The 17,337-nt window shown below is 59.7% G+C and carries 11 protein-coding genes; 10 read left to right on the top strand and 1 reads right to left on the bottom strand.

The window, feature by feature from the left end; genetic code table 11:
* The first annotated feature begins 232 nt into the window (after positions 1 to 232).
* From RBH71_RS07985 to RBH71_RS07945, 9 genes are all read left to right on the top strand, one after another.
* On the top strand, positions 233 to 1,690 hold the full coding sequence (locus RBH71_RS07985) for an amino acid permease (protein WP_003511475.1): 1,458 nt from the start codon (positions 233 to 235) through the stop codon (positions 1,688 to 1,690).
* A complete protein-coding gene (locus RBH71_RS07980; RefSeq protein WP_003511474.1) occupies positions 1,687 to 2,640 on the top strand; it encodes an asparaginase in 954 nt (317 codons plus the stop codon). The genes RBH71_RS07985 and RBH71_RS07980 overlap by 4 nt, the downstream gene beginning before the upstream one ends.
* Positions 2,641 to 2,955: 315 nt before the next feature.
* Entirely contained in the window at positions 2,956 to 3,045 is a 90-nt protein-coding gene (gene kdpF / locus RBH71_RS07975) for a K(+)-transporting ATPase subunit F (RefSeq protein ID WP_003511473.1), read from the top strand.
* A gap of 33 nt (positions 3,046 to 3,078) precedes the next feature.
* Positions 3,079 to 4,782 carry a potassium-transporting ATPase subunit KdpA gene (gene kdpA, locus RBH71_RS07970; RefSeq protein ID WP_003511472.1) on the top strand — a complete coding sequence of 568 codons (1,704 nt, stop codon included), beginning with the start codon at positions 3,079 to 3,081 and terminating at the stop codon, positions 4,780 to 4,782.
* Positions 4,783 to 4,791: 9 nt separating this feature from the next.
* The gene (locus RBH71_RS07965; RefSeq protein ID WP_162995269.1) at positions 4,792 to 4,956 is read left to right on the top strand and encodes a hypothetical protein; all 165 of its coding nucleotides are present in this window, start codon (positions 4,792 to 4,794) and stop codon (positions 4,954 to 4,956) included.
* Positions 4,957 to 5,000: 44 nt separating this feature from the next.
* The gene (gene kdpB, locus RBH71_RS07960; RefSeq protein ID WP_111803058.1) at positions 5,001 to 7,085 is read left to right on the top strand and encodes a potassium-transporting ATPase subunit KdpB; all 2,085 of its coding nucleotides are present in this window, start codon (positions 5,001 to 5,003) and stop codon (positions 7,083 to 7,085) included.
* A gap of 11 nt (positions 7,086 to 7,096) precedes the next feature.
* Positions 7,097 to 7,663, top strand: a complete 567-nt coding sequence (gene kdpC, locus RBH71_RS07955) for a potassium-transporting ATPase subunit KdpC (protein WP_003511470.1) — start codon at positions 7,097 to 7,099, stop codon at positions 7,661 to 7,663.
* Between the two features lie 54 nt (positions 7,664 to 7,717).
* Positions 7,718 to 10,420: a sensor histidine kinase gene (locus RBH71_RS07950; protein WP_035251518.1), complete on the top strand. Its 2,703-nt coding sequence runs from the start codon at positions 7,718 to 7,720 to the stop codon at positions 10,418 to 10,420.
* A gap of 18 nt (positions 10,421 to 10,438) precedes the next feature.
* Positions 10,439 to 11,128, top strand: coding sequence for a response regulator transcription factor (locus RBH71_RS07945; RefSeq protein ID WP_003511468.1), 690 nt, complete (start codon positions 10,439 to 10,441; stop codon positions 11,126 to 11,128).
* A gap of 35 nt (positions 11,129 to 11,163) precedes the next feature.
* Here RBH71_RS07945 and RBH71_RS07940 read toward each other — a convergent pair whose 3' ends face one another.
* Positions 11,164 to 12,216 carry a low specificity L-threonine aldolase gene (locus RBH71_RS07940; protein WP_003511467.1) on the bottom strand — a complete coding sequence of 351 codons (1,053 nt, stop codon included), beginning with the start codon at positions 12,214 to 12,216 and terminating at the stop codon, positions 11,164 to 11,166.
* Between the two features lie 371 nt (positions 12,217 to 12,587).
* On the opposite strand from RBH71_RS07940, the gene gltB reads away from it, so the two are divergent.
* Positions 12,588 to 17,333 (top strand): glutamate synthase large subunit, encoded by a 4,746-nt coding sequence (gltB, locus tag RBH71_RS07935; protein ID WP_003511466.1) that lies wholly within the window; start codon positions 12,588 to 12,590, stop codon positions 17,331 to 17,333.
* Positions 17,334 to 17,337: the final 4 nt, after the last annotated feature.

Below are 17,337 nucleotides of genomic sequence, written 5' to 3'. Positions count from 1 at the left end.
CTGTCTTACAGATTTTTCGACCTTAATCCTTCGCTGTACGAAGGTCAATAATGCTTCGATCCCCTTGACGAACGGCATTCTCTGCAATTATGAGGGCAAAAATCTGTCATGCAGCTTTACAGCGATGCATGAGCTTGCTGGCGCTGTATCCAGCGCCGAGCATGCCAGTTCCAATTTTGATTTCCGGCGTATCGCCGACTGCAAAGCAAATTCATTGGGAGGAGAAATATCAATGAAATCTGTAAAAACGGCACCTGCCGAACGCGAGGTCTTCACGGAAGAAGACCTCGGATACCACAAGGCACTTAAACCGCGTCAGATCCAGATGATCGCGATTGGTGGCGCAATTGGCACCGGGCTGTTCCTGGGCGCCGGTGGACGGCTGGCGCAGGCCGGTCCGGCGCTGGTGTTCGTTTATGCGCTTTGCGGCTTCTTTGCGTTTCTGGTGCTGCGTGCACTTGGCGAACTTATCATGCATCGCCCGAGTTCCGGCTCGTTCGTGTCCTATGCCCGCGAGTTCTATGGCGAGAAGATGGCTTTCTTTGCCGGCTGGATGTATTGGTTGAACTGGGCAATGACCTCGGTGGCCGATGTGACCGCCGTTGCGCTCTATATGAACTTCTTCAAGCACTACGTCCCCTGGCTGGCGGGCATCGACCAATGGGTGTTTGCGCTGACGGCACTTCTGGTTGTGCTGGCGATGAACATGCTGTCGGTGAAGGTTTTTGGCGAGCTTGAGTTCTGGTTCAGCCTGATCAAGGTGCTGGCGCTTGCGATCTTCCTCGTCGTTGGTGTCTATTTCGTCATCTTTGGCACGCCCATCGAAGGGCATGTGACAGGCTTCAGCATTATCACCGACAATGGCGGCTTCTTCCCGAACGGCATTCTTCCTGCCTTCGTCATCATTCAGGGGGTAGTGTTCGCTTACGCCTCGATCGAACTGATCGGCACGGCAGCAGGGGAAACCGAAGACCCTCGCAAAGTCATGCCCCGCGCCATCCGCGCCGTGGTGCTGCGCCTCGTGGTGTTTTATGTCGGCTCGGTATTGCTGTTCACGCTGCTTCTGCCTTATACCGCCTATAAGGCTGGCGAGAGCCCCTTCGTTACCTTCTTCGGTTCCATCGGTGTTCAGGGTGCGGATGTGATCATGAACCTTGTGGTGCTAACCGCCGTGTTGTCTTCGCTCAACGCCGGGCTTTATTCTACCGGCCGTATTCTTCATTCGATGGCGGTCTCTGGATCGGCGCCGGCAGCGCTGGCAAAGATGAACAAGGCCGGCGTGCCCTATGGCGGTATTGCGGTGACCGCCGCCGTAACCGTTCTCGGTGTGGCGCTGAACGCCGTCGTGCCAGCTGCGGCCTTCGAAATTGCACTCAACCTGTCGGCGCTCGGCATCATCTGCGCATGGGCCGTCATCGTGCTCTGCCAGCTCAAACTGTGGCAGCTTTCCAGGCGCGGCGAACTGGTTCGCCCGGATTTCCGCATGTTCGGTGCGCCTTACACTGGCATTCTCACACTCGTCTTCCTGTTCGGCGTGCTGGTGCTGATGGCTTTTGATTACCCTGTCGGCTCGTGGACCATCGCTTCGCTGCTGGTCATCATCCCGGCGCTGGTCATCGGCTGGTATATGCTGCGCGACCGTATCCACCGTCTGGCCGGCGAACGTGCAGGCGCGGGAGCATCGCATTGAGCGGGCATGGTGAAGCTCCACTGGTGGCGGTCATCGCCACCGGTGGTACCATCGCCAGCAGGCGCGGCGCCGATGGCGCCAGCACACCAAGCCTTTCGGGTGAAGACCTGCTTGCACTGGTTCCGCAAATCAACGCGAGGCTGAAGCCGGTCGATCTGATGGCGAAGGATTCCTCCAGCCTGACATTGGCCGACATGCAGCGCATCAGCGATGCGGTAGGCGTGGAGCTCAATGATCCCGCTGTCGCCGGTGTCGTCGTTCTGCATGGAACCGATGCGATGGAAGAATCCTCGCTGCTCGTGCATGTGCAGCATGCCATCACCAAGCCGGTTGTTTTCACCGGCGCACAGTTTACGGCCGATCATCCGAATGCGGACGGGCCGTCCAATCTGGCCGCGGCCATAGAAACGGCGCTTGATCAGACGAATGCCGAACGCGGCGTGCTTTTATCCTTCGGTGGCAGATGTCTGCCGGCATGGGGGCTGTACAAGCTGAGCGCGGATGCGGCGGATGCGTTCCGCTCTGCGCGGCCGGCGGCCCATGCCGCAGCGCTGGAGCTTGCTGTGCCCCTCGCCGATTTGCGGGTTGATATCGTTGCCATTTATCCCGGTTGTGATGCCGCCCATATCGAGGCGAGCCTGCAGGCCGGTGCGAATGGGATCGTGCTTGCGGCACTTGGCTCCGGCAACGCCAATCCGGGCATCGCTGTGGCCGTGAAGCGCTGTGCCGAGCGAGGCGTTCCTGTCGTCGTCTCCAGCCGGGTCCCGGAAGGACTGCTGGTGGCGAGTTACGGCGGTGGCGGCGGTGGTCACGATCTGGTCGCGGCCGGTGCCATCCATTCGTCAACGCTGCGCCCCGGACAGGCGCGTATACTGCTTGCGGCGCTGATTGCCGCCAACAGCCCGGCGGAAAAGATCGTTTCCGCGTTCAAAGACGGCTCGCTCTCTTAAGCAGCGGCTGCAATGCCCGCATTGGCGAGCATCGAAATTCCTATGGGATTCCTATTTTATTCCATCTGCGGCCGTCTCGAACCTTTATGCGGTTCGGGTGCATTCTTCTGTGCGGGAAGGGATGGTGTTTCTTCCCAGCCAGAAAGAATGAAAAGCGACGTCCCACATGACGGCGCTTTTCTTCCTGTCCGGCTCCTCGGTTAAAAAGGAGTCCCATCGATGATGGACGTTATTCTGATCGGTGCAGCCACGGTGTTTTTCGCGCTTTGCTTTGCCTATACGCGCGCCTGCGACCGGCTTTAGGCGGAGGTCGAGATGTTATTCGACTATGTTTTGAGCGGTGCCGTCACCGTCTTTATCGCCGCCTACCTCACCTATGCTCTCATTCGCCCCGAACGCTTCTGATCGGGAAGCGGCGGCTATTGAAAGTTCAATACCATGACCCTCAATGGATGGTTTCAGATCCTGCTTTTCTGCGGGATCGTTGTCGCGCTGGTGAAGCCTCTCGGCTTCTATATGGCGCGAGTCTTCAATGGCGAACGCACCCTGCTTTCGCCGGTTCTCGCACCCGTCGAGCGCGGCCTTTATGCCCTTGCCGGGACAAGCGAGCGCGAAGAACAGCACTGGACGACCTATGCGTTTTCGATGCTCCTCTTCAACCTCTTCGGTTTTGCCCTGCTTTACGCCCTGATGCGCTTTCAGGGTATGTTGCCATATAATCCGGAAGGAATGGCAGCAGTCGGGCCGGAACTGTCTTTCAACACGGCAGTCAGCTTCGTCACCAACACCAACTGGCAGAACTATGGTGGCGAAAGCACCATGTCCTATCTGACCCAGATGGCTGGTTTCACCGTGCAGAACTTTGTTTCTGCCGCGACGGGCATGGCGATTGCAATCGGGCTAATCCGCGCCTTCGCGCGCGCTTCCGGCAAGGCCATCGGCAATTTCTGGGTGGATATGGTGCGCTCGACGCTCTACATCCTGCTGCCCGCCTGTATCGTGCTGACCCTGGTTTACGTATGGCTCGGCGTGCCGCAGACGCTTGGCGCTTATGTCGGCGCCCAGACGCTTGAAGGCGCGCGGCAGACGATCGCAGTCGGCCCGGTAGCGTCGCAGCTGGCGATCAAGATGCTCGGCACCAATGGCGGCGGTTTCTTCAATGCCAATTCCGCGCATCCGTTCGAAAACCCTGATGCCATCTCCAACATGATCCAGATGGTGTCGATCTTCGCGATCGGTGCTGCCTTCACCAACGTCTTCGGCCGTATGGTCGGCAACACCCGTCAAGGCTGGGCAATCCTTGCTGCCATGGGTGTTCTGTTCATCGCCGGTGTTGCAGTGACCTATTGGGCGGAAGCAGCAGGAAATCCGCTTATGCACAGCTTCGGCCTTGCCGGAAGCAACATGGAAGGCAAGGAAGCTCGCTTCGGCGTGGCACTCTCGTCGCTCTTTGCGGTCATCACCACCGCTGCCTCCTGCGGTGCGGTCAACGCCATGCATGGTAGCTTCACGGCGCTCGGTGGTCTCATTCCGCTCATCAACATGCAACTGGGTGAGGTAATCGTCGGCGGCGTTGGCGCGGGTTTCTATGGCATTCTTCTCTTCATCATCATCGCCATTTTCGTGGCGGGGCTGATGGTCGGGCGCACGCCAGAGTATCTCGGCAAGAAGATAGAGGCCAAGGAGATGAAGATGGCGGTTCTGGCCATTCTCTGCCTGCCGCTCGCCATGCTGGTTTTCACAGCCACAGCCACCATCCTGCCCTCGGCGGTCGCGTCGGTCGGCACAGCCGGACCGCACGGGTTCTCCGAGATTCTGTATGCCTATACCTCGGCTGCTGCCAACAACGGCTCTGCCTTCGGCGGCCTTACGGGCAACACGACCTGGTACAACATCACGCTTGGTTTTGGCATGTTGATGGGACGTTTTCTGGTGATCATCCCGGCGTTGGCGATTGCCGGCTCGCTGGTTACCAAAAAGACCGTTCCGGCATCAGCCGGCACCTTCCCCACGGACGGCCCGCTCTTCGTCGGTCTGCTCGTCGGCACGATCGTGGTCGTCGGTGGCCTCACCTTCCTGCCGGCCCTGGCGCTTGGTCCGGTCGTGGAACATCTGGTCATGGCCGCCGGCCAGGTATTTTGAGGTGGTGCCATGACGAAGGATACTCCCCGACGTAACCGCACCCTTCCTGTCCGCACTGGCGCTCCTGTTCACGGGAGCGCCGGCCCGGGCGGCTGGTGCGCATCCAATCTCATTCTTGCAATGATGGCGGCTCTGTTCGCCGCCGTCTGCGCTCTCGAAGTTCTCACGGGCTGATCGACCCTCATCGGTCGCCCTGTTTCAAACGCTGGAGTCTCTTCATGAGCCAGTCCAAACAAGCGAGCATCCTTGATTCTCGCATTCTAGTTCCGGCAATTGCCGACGCATTCAAAAAGCTCAATCCGCGCACGCTTGCGCGCAATCCTGTCATGTTCGTCGTGGCAACGGTATCGGTGCTGACTACCGTGCTGTTCGTTCGCGATCTCATCATCGGCAATGCAAATCTCGGCTTTTCCTTCCAGATCAATCTATGGCTTTGGTTCACCGTTCTCTTCGCCAATTTCGCCGAGGCCGTAGCCGAAGGGCGTGGCAAGGCGCAGGCGGATTCGCTGCGGAAAACCCGCACGGAAACCCAGGCGAAACTTCTGACCGGTGATGATCGTAGCCAATATACGATGGTAGCCGGCGCTGGCCTCAAGGTGAACGATATCGTTCTTGTCGAGGCTGGCGACATCATTCCGTCCGACGGTGAAGTCATCGAAGGTGTTGCCTCAGTCAATGAAGCGGCAATAACGGGCGAATCCGCCCCTGTTATCCGCGAATCCGGCGGCGATCGCTCGGCTGTCACCGGTGGTACGCAGGTGCTGTCGGACTGGATAAGGGTTCGCATCACCGCTGCTGCCGGCTCCACCTTCCTCGACCGGATGATTTCGCTCGTTGAAGGCGCCGAGCGCCAGAAGACGCCGAACGAAATCGCGCTCAACATTCTGCTTGCGGGCATGACGCTGATCTTCGTTCTGGCCACCGCGACCATTCCGAGCTTTGCGGCCTATGCCGGTGGCTCCATTCCGATCATCGTGCTGGTGGCGCTGTTCGTGACGCTCATCCCGACGACCATCGGCGCTCTCTTGTCGGCGATCGGCATTGCCGGCATGGACAGGCTGGTGCGTTTCAACGTGCTTGCCATGTCCGGCCGCGCGGTGGAAGCCGCCGGCGACGTCGACACGCTGCTGCTTGACAAGACCGGCACGATAACGCTCGGCAACCGCCAGGCAACCGAATTCCGCCCCGTCACCGGTGTTTCCGAACAGGAACTGGCCGATGCGGCGCAGCTTGCATCGCTTGCCGACGAAACGCCGGAAGGCCGTTCCATCGTCGTTCTCGCCAAGGAAAAATACGGCATCCGTGCCCGCGACATGCAGAAACTGCACGCCACTTTCGTGCCCTTCACCGCCCAGACCCGCATGAGCGGTGTGGATTTCGAAGGCTCTTCCATTCGCAAGGGGGCTGTCGATGCCGTTCTTTCCTATGTCGATGGCGGTGTTACGCAGCAAGGCAATACGGCGCTTGCCGTTAAAACCGAAACGGATGTAACGCGTGACATCCGCACGATCGCGGAAGAGATAGCCAAGACAGGCGGCACACCGCTTGCCGTCGTGCGCGACGGAAAGCTGCTCGGCGTCGTGCAGCTGAAGGATATCGTCAAGGGCGGCATTCGCGAGCGTTTCGCCGAACTTCGACGCATGGGCATCCGCACGGTGATGATCACCGGCGACAATCCCATGACGGCCGCTGCCATCGCGGCGGAAGCAGGGGTGGACGATTTCCTCGCCCAGGCGACCCCGGAAAACAAGCTGGAGCTTATCCGCGAGGAACAGGCCAAGGGCAAGCTAGTCGCCATGTGCGGTGACGGCACGAACGATGCGCCCGCACTGGCGCAGGCCGATGTGGGTGTCGCCATGAACACCGGCACGGTCGCAGCGCGCGAGGCTGGCAACATGGTCGATCTCGACAGCGATCCGACCAAGCTCATCGAAATCGTCGAAATCGGCAAGCAATTGCTGATGACGCGCGGCGCGCTCACCACATTCTCCATCGCCAACGACATCGCCAAATATTTCGCCATCATTCCTGCGATGTTCCTGGCCTTCTATCCGCAGCTTGGCGTGCTGAATGTCATGGGTCTTTCGACACCGCAAAGTGCGATCCTGTCTGCCATCATCTTCAACGCGCTCATCATCATCGCGCTCATCCCGCTCTCGCTGAAGGGCGTCAAATACCGCCCGATCGGGGCCGGCGCGCTGCTGTCGCGCAATCTGGTCATCTATGGTCTGGGCGGCATCATCGTGCCCTTCATCGGCATCAAGGCCATCGACCTCGCCATTACGGCGCTTGGTCTCGCCTGAGGAGTATGGAAATGTTGAAACATCTACGTCCCGCACTGGTGCTGATCCTTGCCACCACCGCAATCACCGGCATTGCCTATCCTCTTGGAATGACGGGCCTTGCACAGGCTATCTTTCCCTTCCAGGCAAATGGCAGTCTGATCGAGAAGAATGGGACTGTTGTCGGGTCGCAATTGATCGGGCAGGCCTTCACCGGCGAGAAATATTTCCACGGCAGGCCGTCAGCTGCCGGCGACGGCTACAATGCCGCGTCGTCTTCCGGCTCCAACCTGGGACCGACGAGCGCAAAGCTTATCGACCGGGTGAAGCAGGACTACGAGGCTGCTAAAGCCGAAAATCCGGCAGCCGAGGTTCCCATTGATCTGGTGACGGCATCGGGCAGCGGTCTTGACCCGCATGTGTCGCCTGAGGCCGCCTATTTTCAGGTCTCGCGTGTCGCCAAGGCAAGGGGCATGAACGAAGCGTCACTGCGCGCCGTCGTCGACGCCCATGTGGAGGCGCCTGAATTGGGCTTCATGGGCGAGCCCGTTGTAAATGTGCTGGCTCTCAACATGGCTCTTGACGCAGCCGGCTCATGAACTGAAATGGCTATGGCTTCTTTGGAAGCCATAGCTTGTCCACTGGTGGGTTAAATGCCTGACGATAATCGTGATATGCCGAGCAGACCATCGCCGGATGCGCTGCTTGAAAACGCCCGGCGCGAGGCGCGAGGGCGGCTGAAGATTTTTCTGGGCGCAGCTCCCGGTGTCGGCAAGACCTATGAAATGCTGATGTCCGGCCGGGCAAAACTCGCAGATGGTGTCGATACCATTATCGGTGTCGTGGAAACGCATGGCCGCAAGGAAACCGAAACACTTGTGCAGGGTTTCGAGATCATTGCGCGCCGGAACATTGATTATCGCGGCCAGGCGCTGAACGAGATGGATCTCGACGCCATTCTTGCCCGTCGACCGGCGCTGGTTCTGGTCGATGAGCTGGCCCACACCAATGCGGCCGGCAGCCGGCATCCCAAGCGCTATATGGATGTTCAGGAAATTCTCGCGCAGGGCATCGATGTCTATACGACATTGAACATTCAGCATGTGGAAAGCCTGAACGATGTGGTGGCGCAGATCACCCGTATCCGCGTGCGCGAAACGGTGCCGGACAGCATCATTGACCGGGCTGACGATGTTGAGATCATCGATATCACCCCCGACGATCTGATCAAGCGCCTGCAGGACGGCAAGGTCTATATGCCCCGCACCGCGCGGCGCGCCATCGAGAACTATTTTTCGCGCGGCAATCTGACGGCCCTGCGCGAGCTTGCGCTACGGCGCACAGCGCAGCGGGTGGACGAGCAATTGCTCAACCACATGCAGTCGCACGCCATCTCCGGGCCGTGGGCTGCGGGAGACCGTGTTCTGGTCTGTCTGGACCACGGCGGCAACGGCCCCGGTCTGGTGCGTTATGCCCGAAGGCAGGCCGATCGCCTGCGCGCGCCGTGGACGGCACTGCATCTGGACACGCCTCGCTCTCAGCAATTGTCGGAGGCGGAGAAGGATCGGCTGGCCGGCACCATGCGGCTCGCGCAGCAGTTGGGCGGCGAGACAGTAACCCTGCCGGCGCTCGACCTGACGCACGAAATCATATCCTATGCCAACGCCAATAACTTCACCCACATCATCATCGGCCGTCCCCGAAGGTCGTGGTGGCAGAGAATTCTGCAGCGTTCGCTGACGCATGATCTGATAGACCATGCCGGCGATATCAGCGTGCATGTCATTTCCGGCGACAAAAACGTGGAGAAGCCGGTCCAGACCGTGAAACCGGCAACGGCTCAATCGCGGTTTTCGATACTGCCCTATCTCAACAGCACCCTGTTTGTCGGACTGGCAATCGTGGCCGGCATCGTGCTTGACCAAGCCCTTGATGTTCAAAATCTGGCGCTGGTGTTCCTGATGGCGGTTTTTGCGGCAGCCGTGCGCGGAGGGCTGGGGCCTGGCCTTTATGCTTCCCTGCTTGGTGCCTTTGCGTTCAATTTTTTCTTTCTTGAACCGCGTTATACCCTGACTGTCCGCGATCCCGAAAGCGTCGTGGCGCTGCTGTTCTATCTCGGTGTGGCGCTTGTCGCCTCAAATCTGACTGCGGCGGTGCAGCGGCAGGCCGCAGCTGCACGGATGCGTGCGCGAACCACGGAAGATTTGTACCTTTTTTCCAAAAAACTCGCGGTTACCGGCACGCTGGATGACGTATTGTGGGCAACCGCGTTCCAGATGGCGTCGATGCTGAAAGTCAGGGTCGTCCTGCTTCTGCCCGAAAACAATTCGATCACCGTCAAGGCGGGCTATCCGCCCGATGACACGCTCGTGGATGCGGACATTGCGGCCGCACACTGGGCCTGGGAACACAACAAGGCTGCAGGCCGGGGCGCCGATACGCTCCCGGGTGCCAAACGCCTTTATCTGCCGCTGCGCACCGGCAGCGGCGCCGTCGGGGTGGTGGGGCTGGACGACGACCGGCTTGGCCCGCTTTTCACACCTGAGCAGCAGCGGCTTTTCGATGCGCTGGCGGATCAGGCGGCACTTGCCATCGAGCGCATCCAGCTGGTTTCGGATGTCGATCGGGCAAGGCTTGCGGCGGAAACCGACCGGCTGCGCACCGCGCTTTTGACCTCCATCTCCCACGACCTGAAAACGCCGCTCGCCGCCATTCTGGGTTCCGCCGGAACGCTGAAGGATTTCGCCGACGACATTCCGCTCGAGGCGCGCACCGAACTGCTTCTAACCATCGTCGAGGAATCCGAACGGCTGAACCGCTTCATTTCCAACCTGCTCGATATGACGAGGATCGGTTCGGGCGCGATGGAGCCGAATTACGGACTGCACTTTGTTGGCGATATGGTCGGAACAGCGCTTTCACGCGCGGCGAAAATAATTGTCAGGCACGAGATCGTTCTGGACATTCCCTCCGATCTGCCGATGCTGAAGGTCGATCCGGTGCTTTTTGAGCAGGTTCTGTTCAATCTGATCGACAATGCCGCCAAATACGCGCCCGAACAAACCGTAATCCAGATTCGCGGGTGGCGGCAGGGCAGGCATGTCTTCCTGTCCGTTGCCGACGAGGGGCCGGGTATTCCCCCTGATGATACCGAGCGGGTGTTCGACAGTTTCTACCGTGTGCGCAAGGCGGACCATGTGCAGGCCGGGACCGGCCTCGGGCTATCCATCTGCAAGGGGTTTATCGAGGCCATGGGTGGATCTATTCGCGCTGAAAACAGATCAGGTCGCACGGGCGCGCAATTTACCATAAGCCTGCCCGTTCCCGCCGAAGTGCCGGTGCTGAACCATGACTAGGGCTGAAGGAGATCGGCAATGACCAATTCCGCCGTTCGCATTCTGATCGTCGACGATGAACCGCCGATCCGCAAACTTTTGCGGGTCGGTCTCTCGACGCAGGACTATGCGGTCAGCGAGGCGATGAATGCCCGCGTCGCGATGGAGTTGATGAACGAGGACAAGCCCGATCTCGTGGTCCTTGATCTCGGTCTTCCGGATATGTCGGGACACGAGCTTCTGGAGAAATGGCGGGGCGAGGGGCTTTCCCTACCCGTCATCATTCTTTCCAGCCGCACTGATGAGGCGGGTATCGTCAAGGCGCTGGAGCTGGGTGCCGACGATTACATCACCAAGCCTTTCGGCATGAACGAGCTTGTTGCCCGCATTCGTGTCGCCCTGCGCCATCGCCTTCAGAGCCAGGGTGAGAGACCGGTGTTTCATACCGGTGATCTTTCGGTCGATCTCGTCAGACGCATCGTCAAGGTGGAGGACCGGGAGGTGAAACTCTCGCCCAAGGAATATGATATTCTGCGGGTTCTGGTCCAGCATGCGGGCAAGGTGCTGACGCACCGTTTCCTGCTGGAGCATGTGTGGGACGAGTTGACCGACGTGCAATATTTGCGCGTTTATGTACGCCAGCTTCGCCAGAAGATCGAAAAAATTCCGGATCAGCCGCGCTATATCCTTACGGAAACTGGTGTCGGCTACCGGCTGCAGGAGGTTTGAGGGCGCCGTTACGACACGGCGCCCCCGAATGTTTGTCAGACAGCTGCGCAGATCGACAGGAATTCGTCGACATCAGTCTCGGTCGTTGCGAAGCTGGTGACCATGCGGATCAGCACCTCGTCCTTTCCAACCTTTTCCGGCATATCGCGGGGCACCAGCCAGTCGTAGAACTTCGCGCCTTTCTCCGTTGCCGCTTCAGCGGCGGCCTTCGGCAGAATGGCGAAAACCTCGTTTGCAGTGGTCGGCCATGCCAGACGGGCACTGTTAAGCGAGGCGAAGCCGGCGCGCAGCCGATTGGCCATGGCATTGGCGTGGCTTGCGAGACCCAACCAGAGATCGTCCTGCAGATAGGCTTCGAATTGTGCGGCGATGAAGCGCGACTTCGAAAAAAGCTGGGCGGTGCGCTTGCGCAGGAAGGCGAAGTCTTTGGCGAGCGCGGGGTCGAAAAACACGATCGCTTCCGCGCACCAGCAGCCGTTTTTCGTGCCACCGAAAGAGAGCACATCAACGCCGCGTTTCCAGGTCATTTCGGCGGGCGTGGTGCCGAGTGCGGCAAGCGCATTGGCAAAGCGCGCGCCGTCCATATGCAGCGGCAGGCCGTTCTCCTTGGCGATTTTGGCAATCGCGTCGATTTCATCGAGCGTATAGACAGTACCGGCCTCGGTTGCCTGTGTCATCGTAACCGCTGCGGCGCGTCCGTGATGAACGGCGTCCTGCGGATAGCGCGAAATGCGCTCGATCAGATTTTCCGGCAGCATTTTGCCGTTCGGTCCCTCGACGGCAACCATGCGCATGCCGGAGAAGAAATCCGGCGCGCCACATTCATCCTCTATCACATGGGCTTCGGAATGACAGAAGGTCAGGCCGCCGGGGCGGGCAATGCTTGCCAGCGAAAGAGAATTGGCCGCCGTACCTGTAGCGACGAAAAACACCGCCACTTCGCGTTCGAATATTTCATTGAAGCGCTTTTCTATGGAAAGGTCGAGGGCGCTGGTGCCATAGGCAGCCGCAAATCGGGTGGATTCCCGCGAAAGGCGCTCGTTGATGGCAGGGTGGGCACCGGCCCAATTGTCTGAGGCAAAAAACATCTCTGAAAGCTTTCCGATGGCTGTTGTGCTGGTGTTGGGAATGCGTTGACGATGACCCGCAAAGTTCTAGGACCTAACCTCGCGGTTGGCAAATCCGGCAATGAAAGCAACGGCCCGAAGCGTTTTGTGACAAGAAAGTTTCGCGCAATGGGTCAGTATCGAAACTTCGCTGCAAATCGGCACTGCGACTAATTGGATTCGCACCCTTGCTAAACCCGCGGGTTTCTGCCAAAATTCTCTCGAATTGAGACAGCTTTGCTGTCCTAAATTTGGTCGAGCCGGATTGAATGCGGATTTTTCGGAAAGCGAAATTCGTGTCGAGCCGGATCTTCGCATGAAACCATGCAAGTAATTTTGCAGGAGGGACGAAAATGACAAACAAGCTGCAGGCAGACAACGTCGCCGCAACCCTGACCACAGACTGTCCCACCGCGGCTGCGGCCGCACCCGTTTCTGCGAAGGGGCGTTTCGCGGGCGGCCTGCCGGAAAAGCAGGGTCTTTACGATCCGCGCAATGAGCACGATGCCTGCGGCGTCGGCTTTGTTGCCCATATGAAGGGTCAGAAGTCGCACCAGATCGTCAAGGACGGCCTGTTCATTCTTGAAAACCTGACGCATCGCGGTGCTGTCGGCGCTGATCCGTTGATGGGCGATGGTGCGGGCATTCTCGTGCAGATCCCCGACCGCTTTTTCCGCGAGGAAATGGCGAGCCAAGGTGTGACGCTGCCGAAAGCTGGCGAATATGCTGTTGGCCACATCTTCATGCCGCGCGATCCGTCCCGTATTGATCACTACAAGAAGGTCATTGTCGACGTGATCGGCGAGGAGGGACAGCAGTTCCTCGGCTTCCGCGACGTGCCAGTCGACAATTCTTCCCTTTCCAAGGCACCCGATATCGCCGGCACCGAACCGCACCATGTTCAGGTTTTCATCGGCGCCGGCCGCGATGCCGCGACCAATCATGACTTCGAGCGCAAGCTGTTCCTGATCCGCAAGGTTCTCTCCAACCGCATCTACGACGAGGGCGGCGGTAAGGAAACGCAGGATTTCTATCCCGTCTCGCTGTCCTCCTCCACCATCGTCTACAAGGGCATGTTCCTCGCCTATCAGGTTGGAGCCTATTACAAGGATCTGGCGGACCCGCGTTTCGAATCCGCGGTTGCGCTGGTGCACCAGCGTTTCTCCACCAACACCTTCCCGTCCTGGAAGCTCGCGCATCCCTATCGCATGGTCGCCCATAACGGCGAGATCAACACGCTGCGCGGCAACGTCAACTGGATGGCGGCGCGTCAGGCGTCTGTTTCGTCGGCGCTGTTCGGTGACGATATCTCCAAGCTCTGGCCGATTTCCTATGAAGGCCAGTCGGACACCGCCTGCTTCGACAACGCGCTCGAATTCCTCGTGCGCGGCGGTTACTCCATGGCCCATGCCGTGATGATGCTGATCCCGGAAGCCTGGTCGGGCAACCTGTCCATGTCGGCTGAACGCAAGGCTTTCTACGAATATCATGCCGCGCTTATGGAGCCGTGGGATGGCCCGGCCGCCGTTGCCTTCACCGACGGCAAGCAGATCGGCGCAACCCTCGACCGTAACGGTCTGCGTCCGGCGCGCTATCTCGTCACCGACGACGACCGCGTCATCATGGCGTCGGAAGCCGGCACGCTGCCGGTTCCGGAAGAACGCATCATCAAGAAGTGGCGTTTGCAGCCCGGCAAGATGCTGCTGATCGACATGGAAAAGGGCTCGATCATTTCCGACGAGGATGTGAAGCACGAGCTTGCTGCCAAGCACCCCTATCGCACCTGGCTAGACCGCACCCAGCTCATTCTTGAGGATCTGAAGCCGGTGGAGCCACGGGCGCTGCGGCGTGACGTGTCGTTGCTCGATCGCCAGCAGGCCTTCGGTTACACCAGCGAAGATACCAAGCTCCTGATGTCGCCGATGGCAACAACGGGCCAGGAAGCCATCGGCTCGATGGGTACCGATACGCCGATTTCGGCCATGTCGGACAAATCCAAGCTGCTTTACACCTATTTCAAGCAGAACTTCGCGCAGGTGACCAACCCGCCGATCGATCCGATCCGCGAAGAACTGGTGATGAGCCTCGTTTCGTTCATTGGCCCACGCCCGAACCTTCTCGATCACGAGGGTGCGGCCCGTGCCAAGCGTCTGGAAGTGCGCCAGCCGATCCTCACCAATGGCGATCTGGAAAAGATCCGCTCCATCGGCCACACCGAAGACCGTTTCGATACCAAGACGCTCGACTTTACCTATGATGTGGAGCGCGGTGCCGAAGGCATGCCTGATATGCTCGACCGCCTGTGCGAGCGGGCTGAATCCGCTGTTCGCGGTGGTTACAACATCATCGTTCTGTCCGACCGCCAGCTTGGCCCGGACCGGATTGCGATCCCCGCGCTGCTGGCGACGGCTGCCGTGCATCACCACCTGATCCGCAAGGGTCTGCGCACCTCTGTCGGCCTCGTCGTTGAAACCGGCGAACCGCGCGAAATCCATCATTTCTGTCTGCTCGCTGGCTATGGCGCGGAGGCGATCAACCCATACCTCGCCTTCGACACGCTGCTCGACATGCACAAGCACGGCGCCTTCCCGAAGGAAGTGTCGGACGACGAAGTCGTCTATCGCTACATCAAGGCGGTGGGTAAGGGCATCCTCAAGGTCATGTCCAAGATGGGCATTTCCACCTACCAGTCCTATTGCGGCGCGCAGATTTTCGACGCCATCGGCCTGTCGTCGGAATTCGTCGAGAAGTATTTCTTCGGCACCGCCACCTCCATCGAGGGCGTGGGTCTGACCGAGATCGCCGAGGAAACCGTAACGCGCCACACGGCGGCTTTCGGCAAGGATCCGATCCTTGCCAACACGCTCGATATCGGCGGCGAATATGCCTATCGCATGCGCGGCGAAAGCCACGCCTGGACGCCGGATGCCGTCGCCTCGCTGCAACACGCCGTGCGCGGCAACAGCCAGGAGCGCTACCGTGAATTTGCCGACATGGTGAATGAGACGGCGCTGCGCATGAACACCATTCGCGGCCTGTTCAAGGTCAAATCGGCGGAAGCGCTCGGCCGCAAGCCGGTTTCCATCGACGACGTCGAACCGGCGGTCGATATCGTCAAGCGGTTCTCGACGGGCGCCATGTCCTTCGGCTCGATCAGCCGCGAGGCGCATACGACGCTTGCGATTGCGATGAACCGCATCGGTGGCAAGTCCAACACCGGCGAAGGCGGCGAAGAATCCGACCGTTACATGCCGCTTCTGAACGGCAAGCCGAACCCCGAGCGTTCCGCCATCAAGCAGATCGCATCCGGCCGCTTTGGTGTGACGACGGAATATCTCGTCAATGCCGACATGTTGCAGATCAAGGTCGCGCAGGGTGCCAAGCCCGGCGAAGGCGGCCAGCTGCCCGGCCACAAGGTGGATGCCACGGTTGCAAAGACCCGTCACTCCACGCCGGGCGTCGGCCTCATTTCGCCGCCGCCACACCACGATATCTACTCCATCGAAGATCTGGCGCAACTGATCTACGACCTGAAGAACGTCAACCCGGAAGCAGATGTTTCTGTGAAGCTTGTGTCGGAAGTGGGCGTTGGCACGGTTGCGGCGGGTGTCGCCAAGGCGCGCGCCGACCATATCACCATCGCCGGTTTCGATGGCGGCACCGGTGCTTCGCCGCTGACGTCGCTGAAGCATGCCGGTTCGCCCTGGGAAATCGGCCTTGCCGAAACCCAGCAGACGCTGGTGCTGAACGGCCTTCGTTCGCGCATAGCGCTGCAGGTGGATGGTGGTCTGAAGACCGGCCGCGACGTCATCATCGGCGCGCTGCTTGGTGCGGATGAATTCGGCTTTGCCACCGCGCCGCTGATTGCTGCGGGCTGCATCATGATGCGCAAGTGCCATCTGAACACCTGCCCCGTTGGCGTCGCAACGCAGGACCCGGTTCTGCGCAAGCGCTTCAAGGGCACGCCGGAACACGTCATCAACTACTTCTTCTTCGTGGCTGAAGAAGTGCGCGAAATCCTCGCCTCGCTTGGCGTTACCAAGCTGGACGAGATCATCGGCGCTTCCGAACTTCTCGAAAAGGATGAGATGCTGGCGCACTGGAAGGCCAAAGGTCTGGATTTCAGCCGCATCTTCCACAAGGTAGAGGCTCCCAAAGAGGCAACCTTCTGGACCGAGCGTCAGAAGCACCCGATCGACGATATTCTCGATCGCAAGCTGATCGAGAAGTCGCTACCGTCGCTGGAAAACCGCGAGCCTGTCGTTTTCGAAGTGCCGATCAAGAACGTCGACCGTTCCGCCGGTGCCATGCTGTCAGGCGCGCTTGCCAAGCGCTGGGGCCATAAGGGTCTGAAGGACGATACGATCCACGTGACGCTGCGCGGCACGGCCGGTCAGTCCTTCGGGGCGTTTCTCGCTCGCGGCATCACCTTCGATCTGGTGGGTGACGGCAACGACTATGTCGGCAAGGGTCTTTCGGGTGGCCGCATCATCGTGCGCCCGCCGGAAAACACCCGTATCGTCGCGGAAAACTCGATCATTGTCGGCAACACCGTTCTTTACGGCGCCATCACCGGCGAGTGCTATTTCCGTGGTGTTGCGGGTGAGCGCTTTGCAGTGCGCAACTCCGGCGCGGTCGCGGTTGTCGAAGGTGTCGGCGACCACGGTTGCGAATATATGACGGGCGGTATTGTCGTGGTGCTCGGCGAGACGGGCCGCAACTTCGCAGCCGGCATGTCCGGTGGCGTGGCTTACGTTCTCGACGAGAAGGGCGATTTCGCCACCCGCTGCAACATGGCCATGGTCGAGCTGGAGCCGGTTCCGGAAGAGGACGACATGCTCGAGAAGCTGCACCATCACGGTGGCGACCTCATGCACAAGGGACGCGTTGACGTCTCCGAGGACATGACACGTCACGACGAGGAGCGGCTCTACCAGCTGATTTCCAATCACTTCCACTACACCAACTCTGCACGCGCCAAGGATATACTCGACCGCTGGAGCGAGTTCCGTCCGAAATTCCGAAAGGTCATGCCGGTCGAATACCGTCGTGCGCTTGAGGAAATGGAGCGCATGCGCATGGGCGTCGCGGCGGAATAATCCG

The organism is Rhizobium sp. AN68 (genome assembly GCF_030758035.1).
Taxonomy (GTDB): domain Bacteria; phylum Pseudomonadota; class Alphaproteobacteria; order Rhizobiales; family Rhizobiaceae; genus Agrobacterium; species Agrobacterium tumefaciens.
The sequence above is the reverse complement of the archived record's forward strand: the minus strand, read 5'-3'. Positions and strand labels throughout refer to the sequence as shown.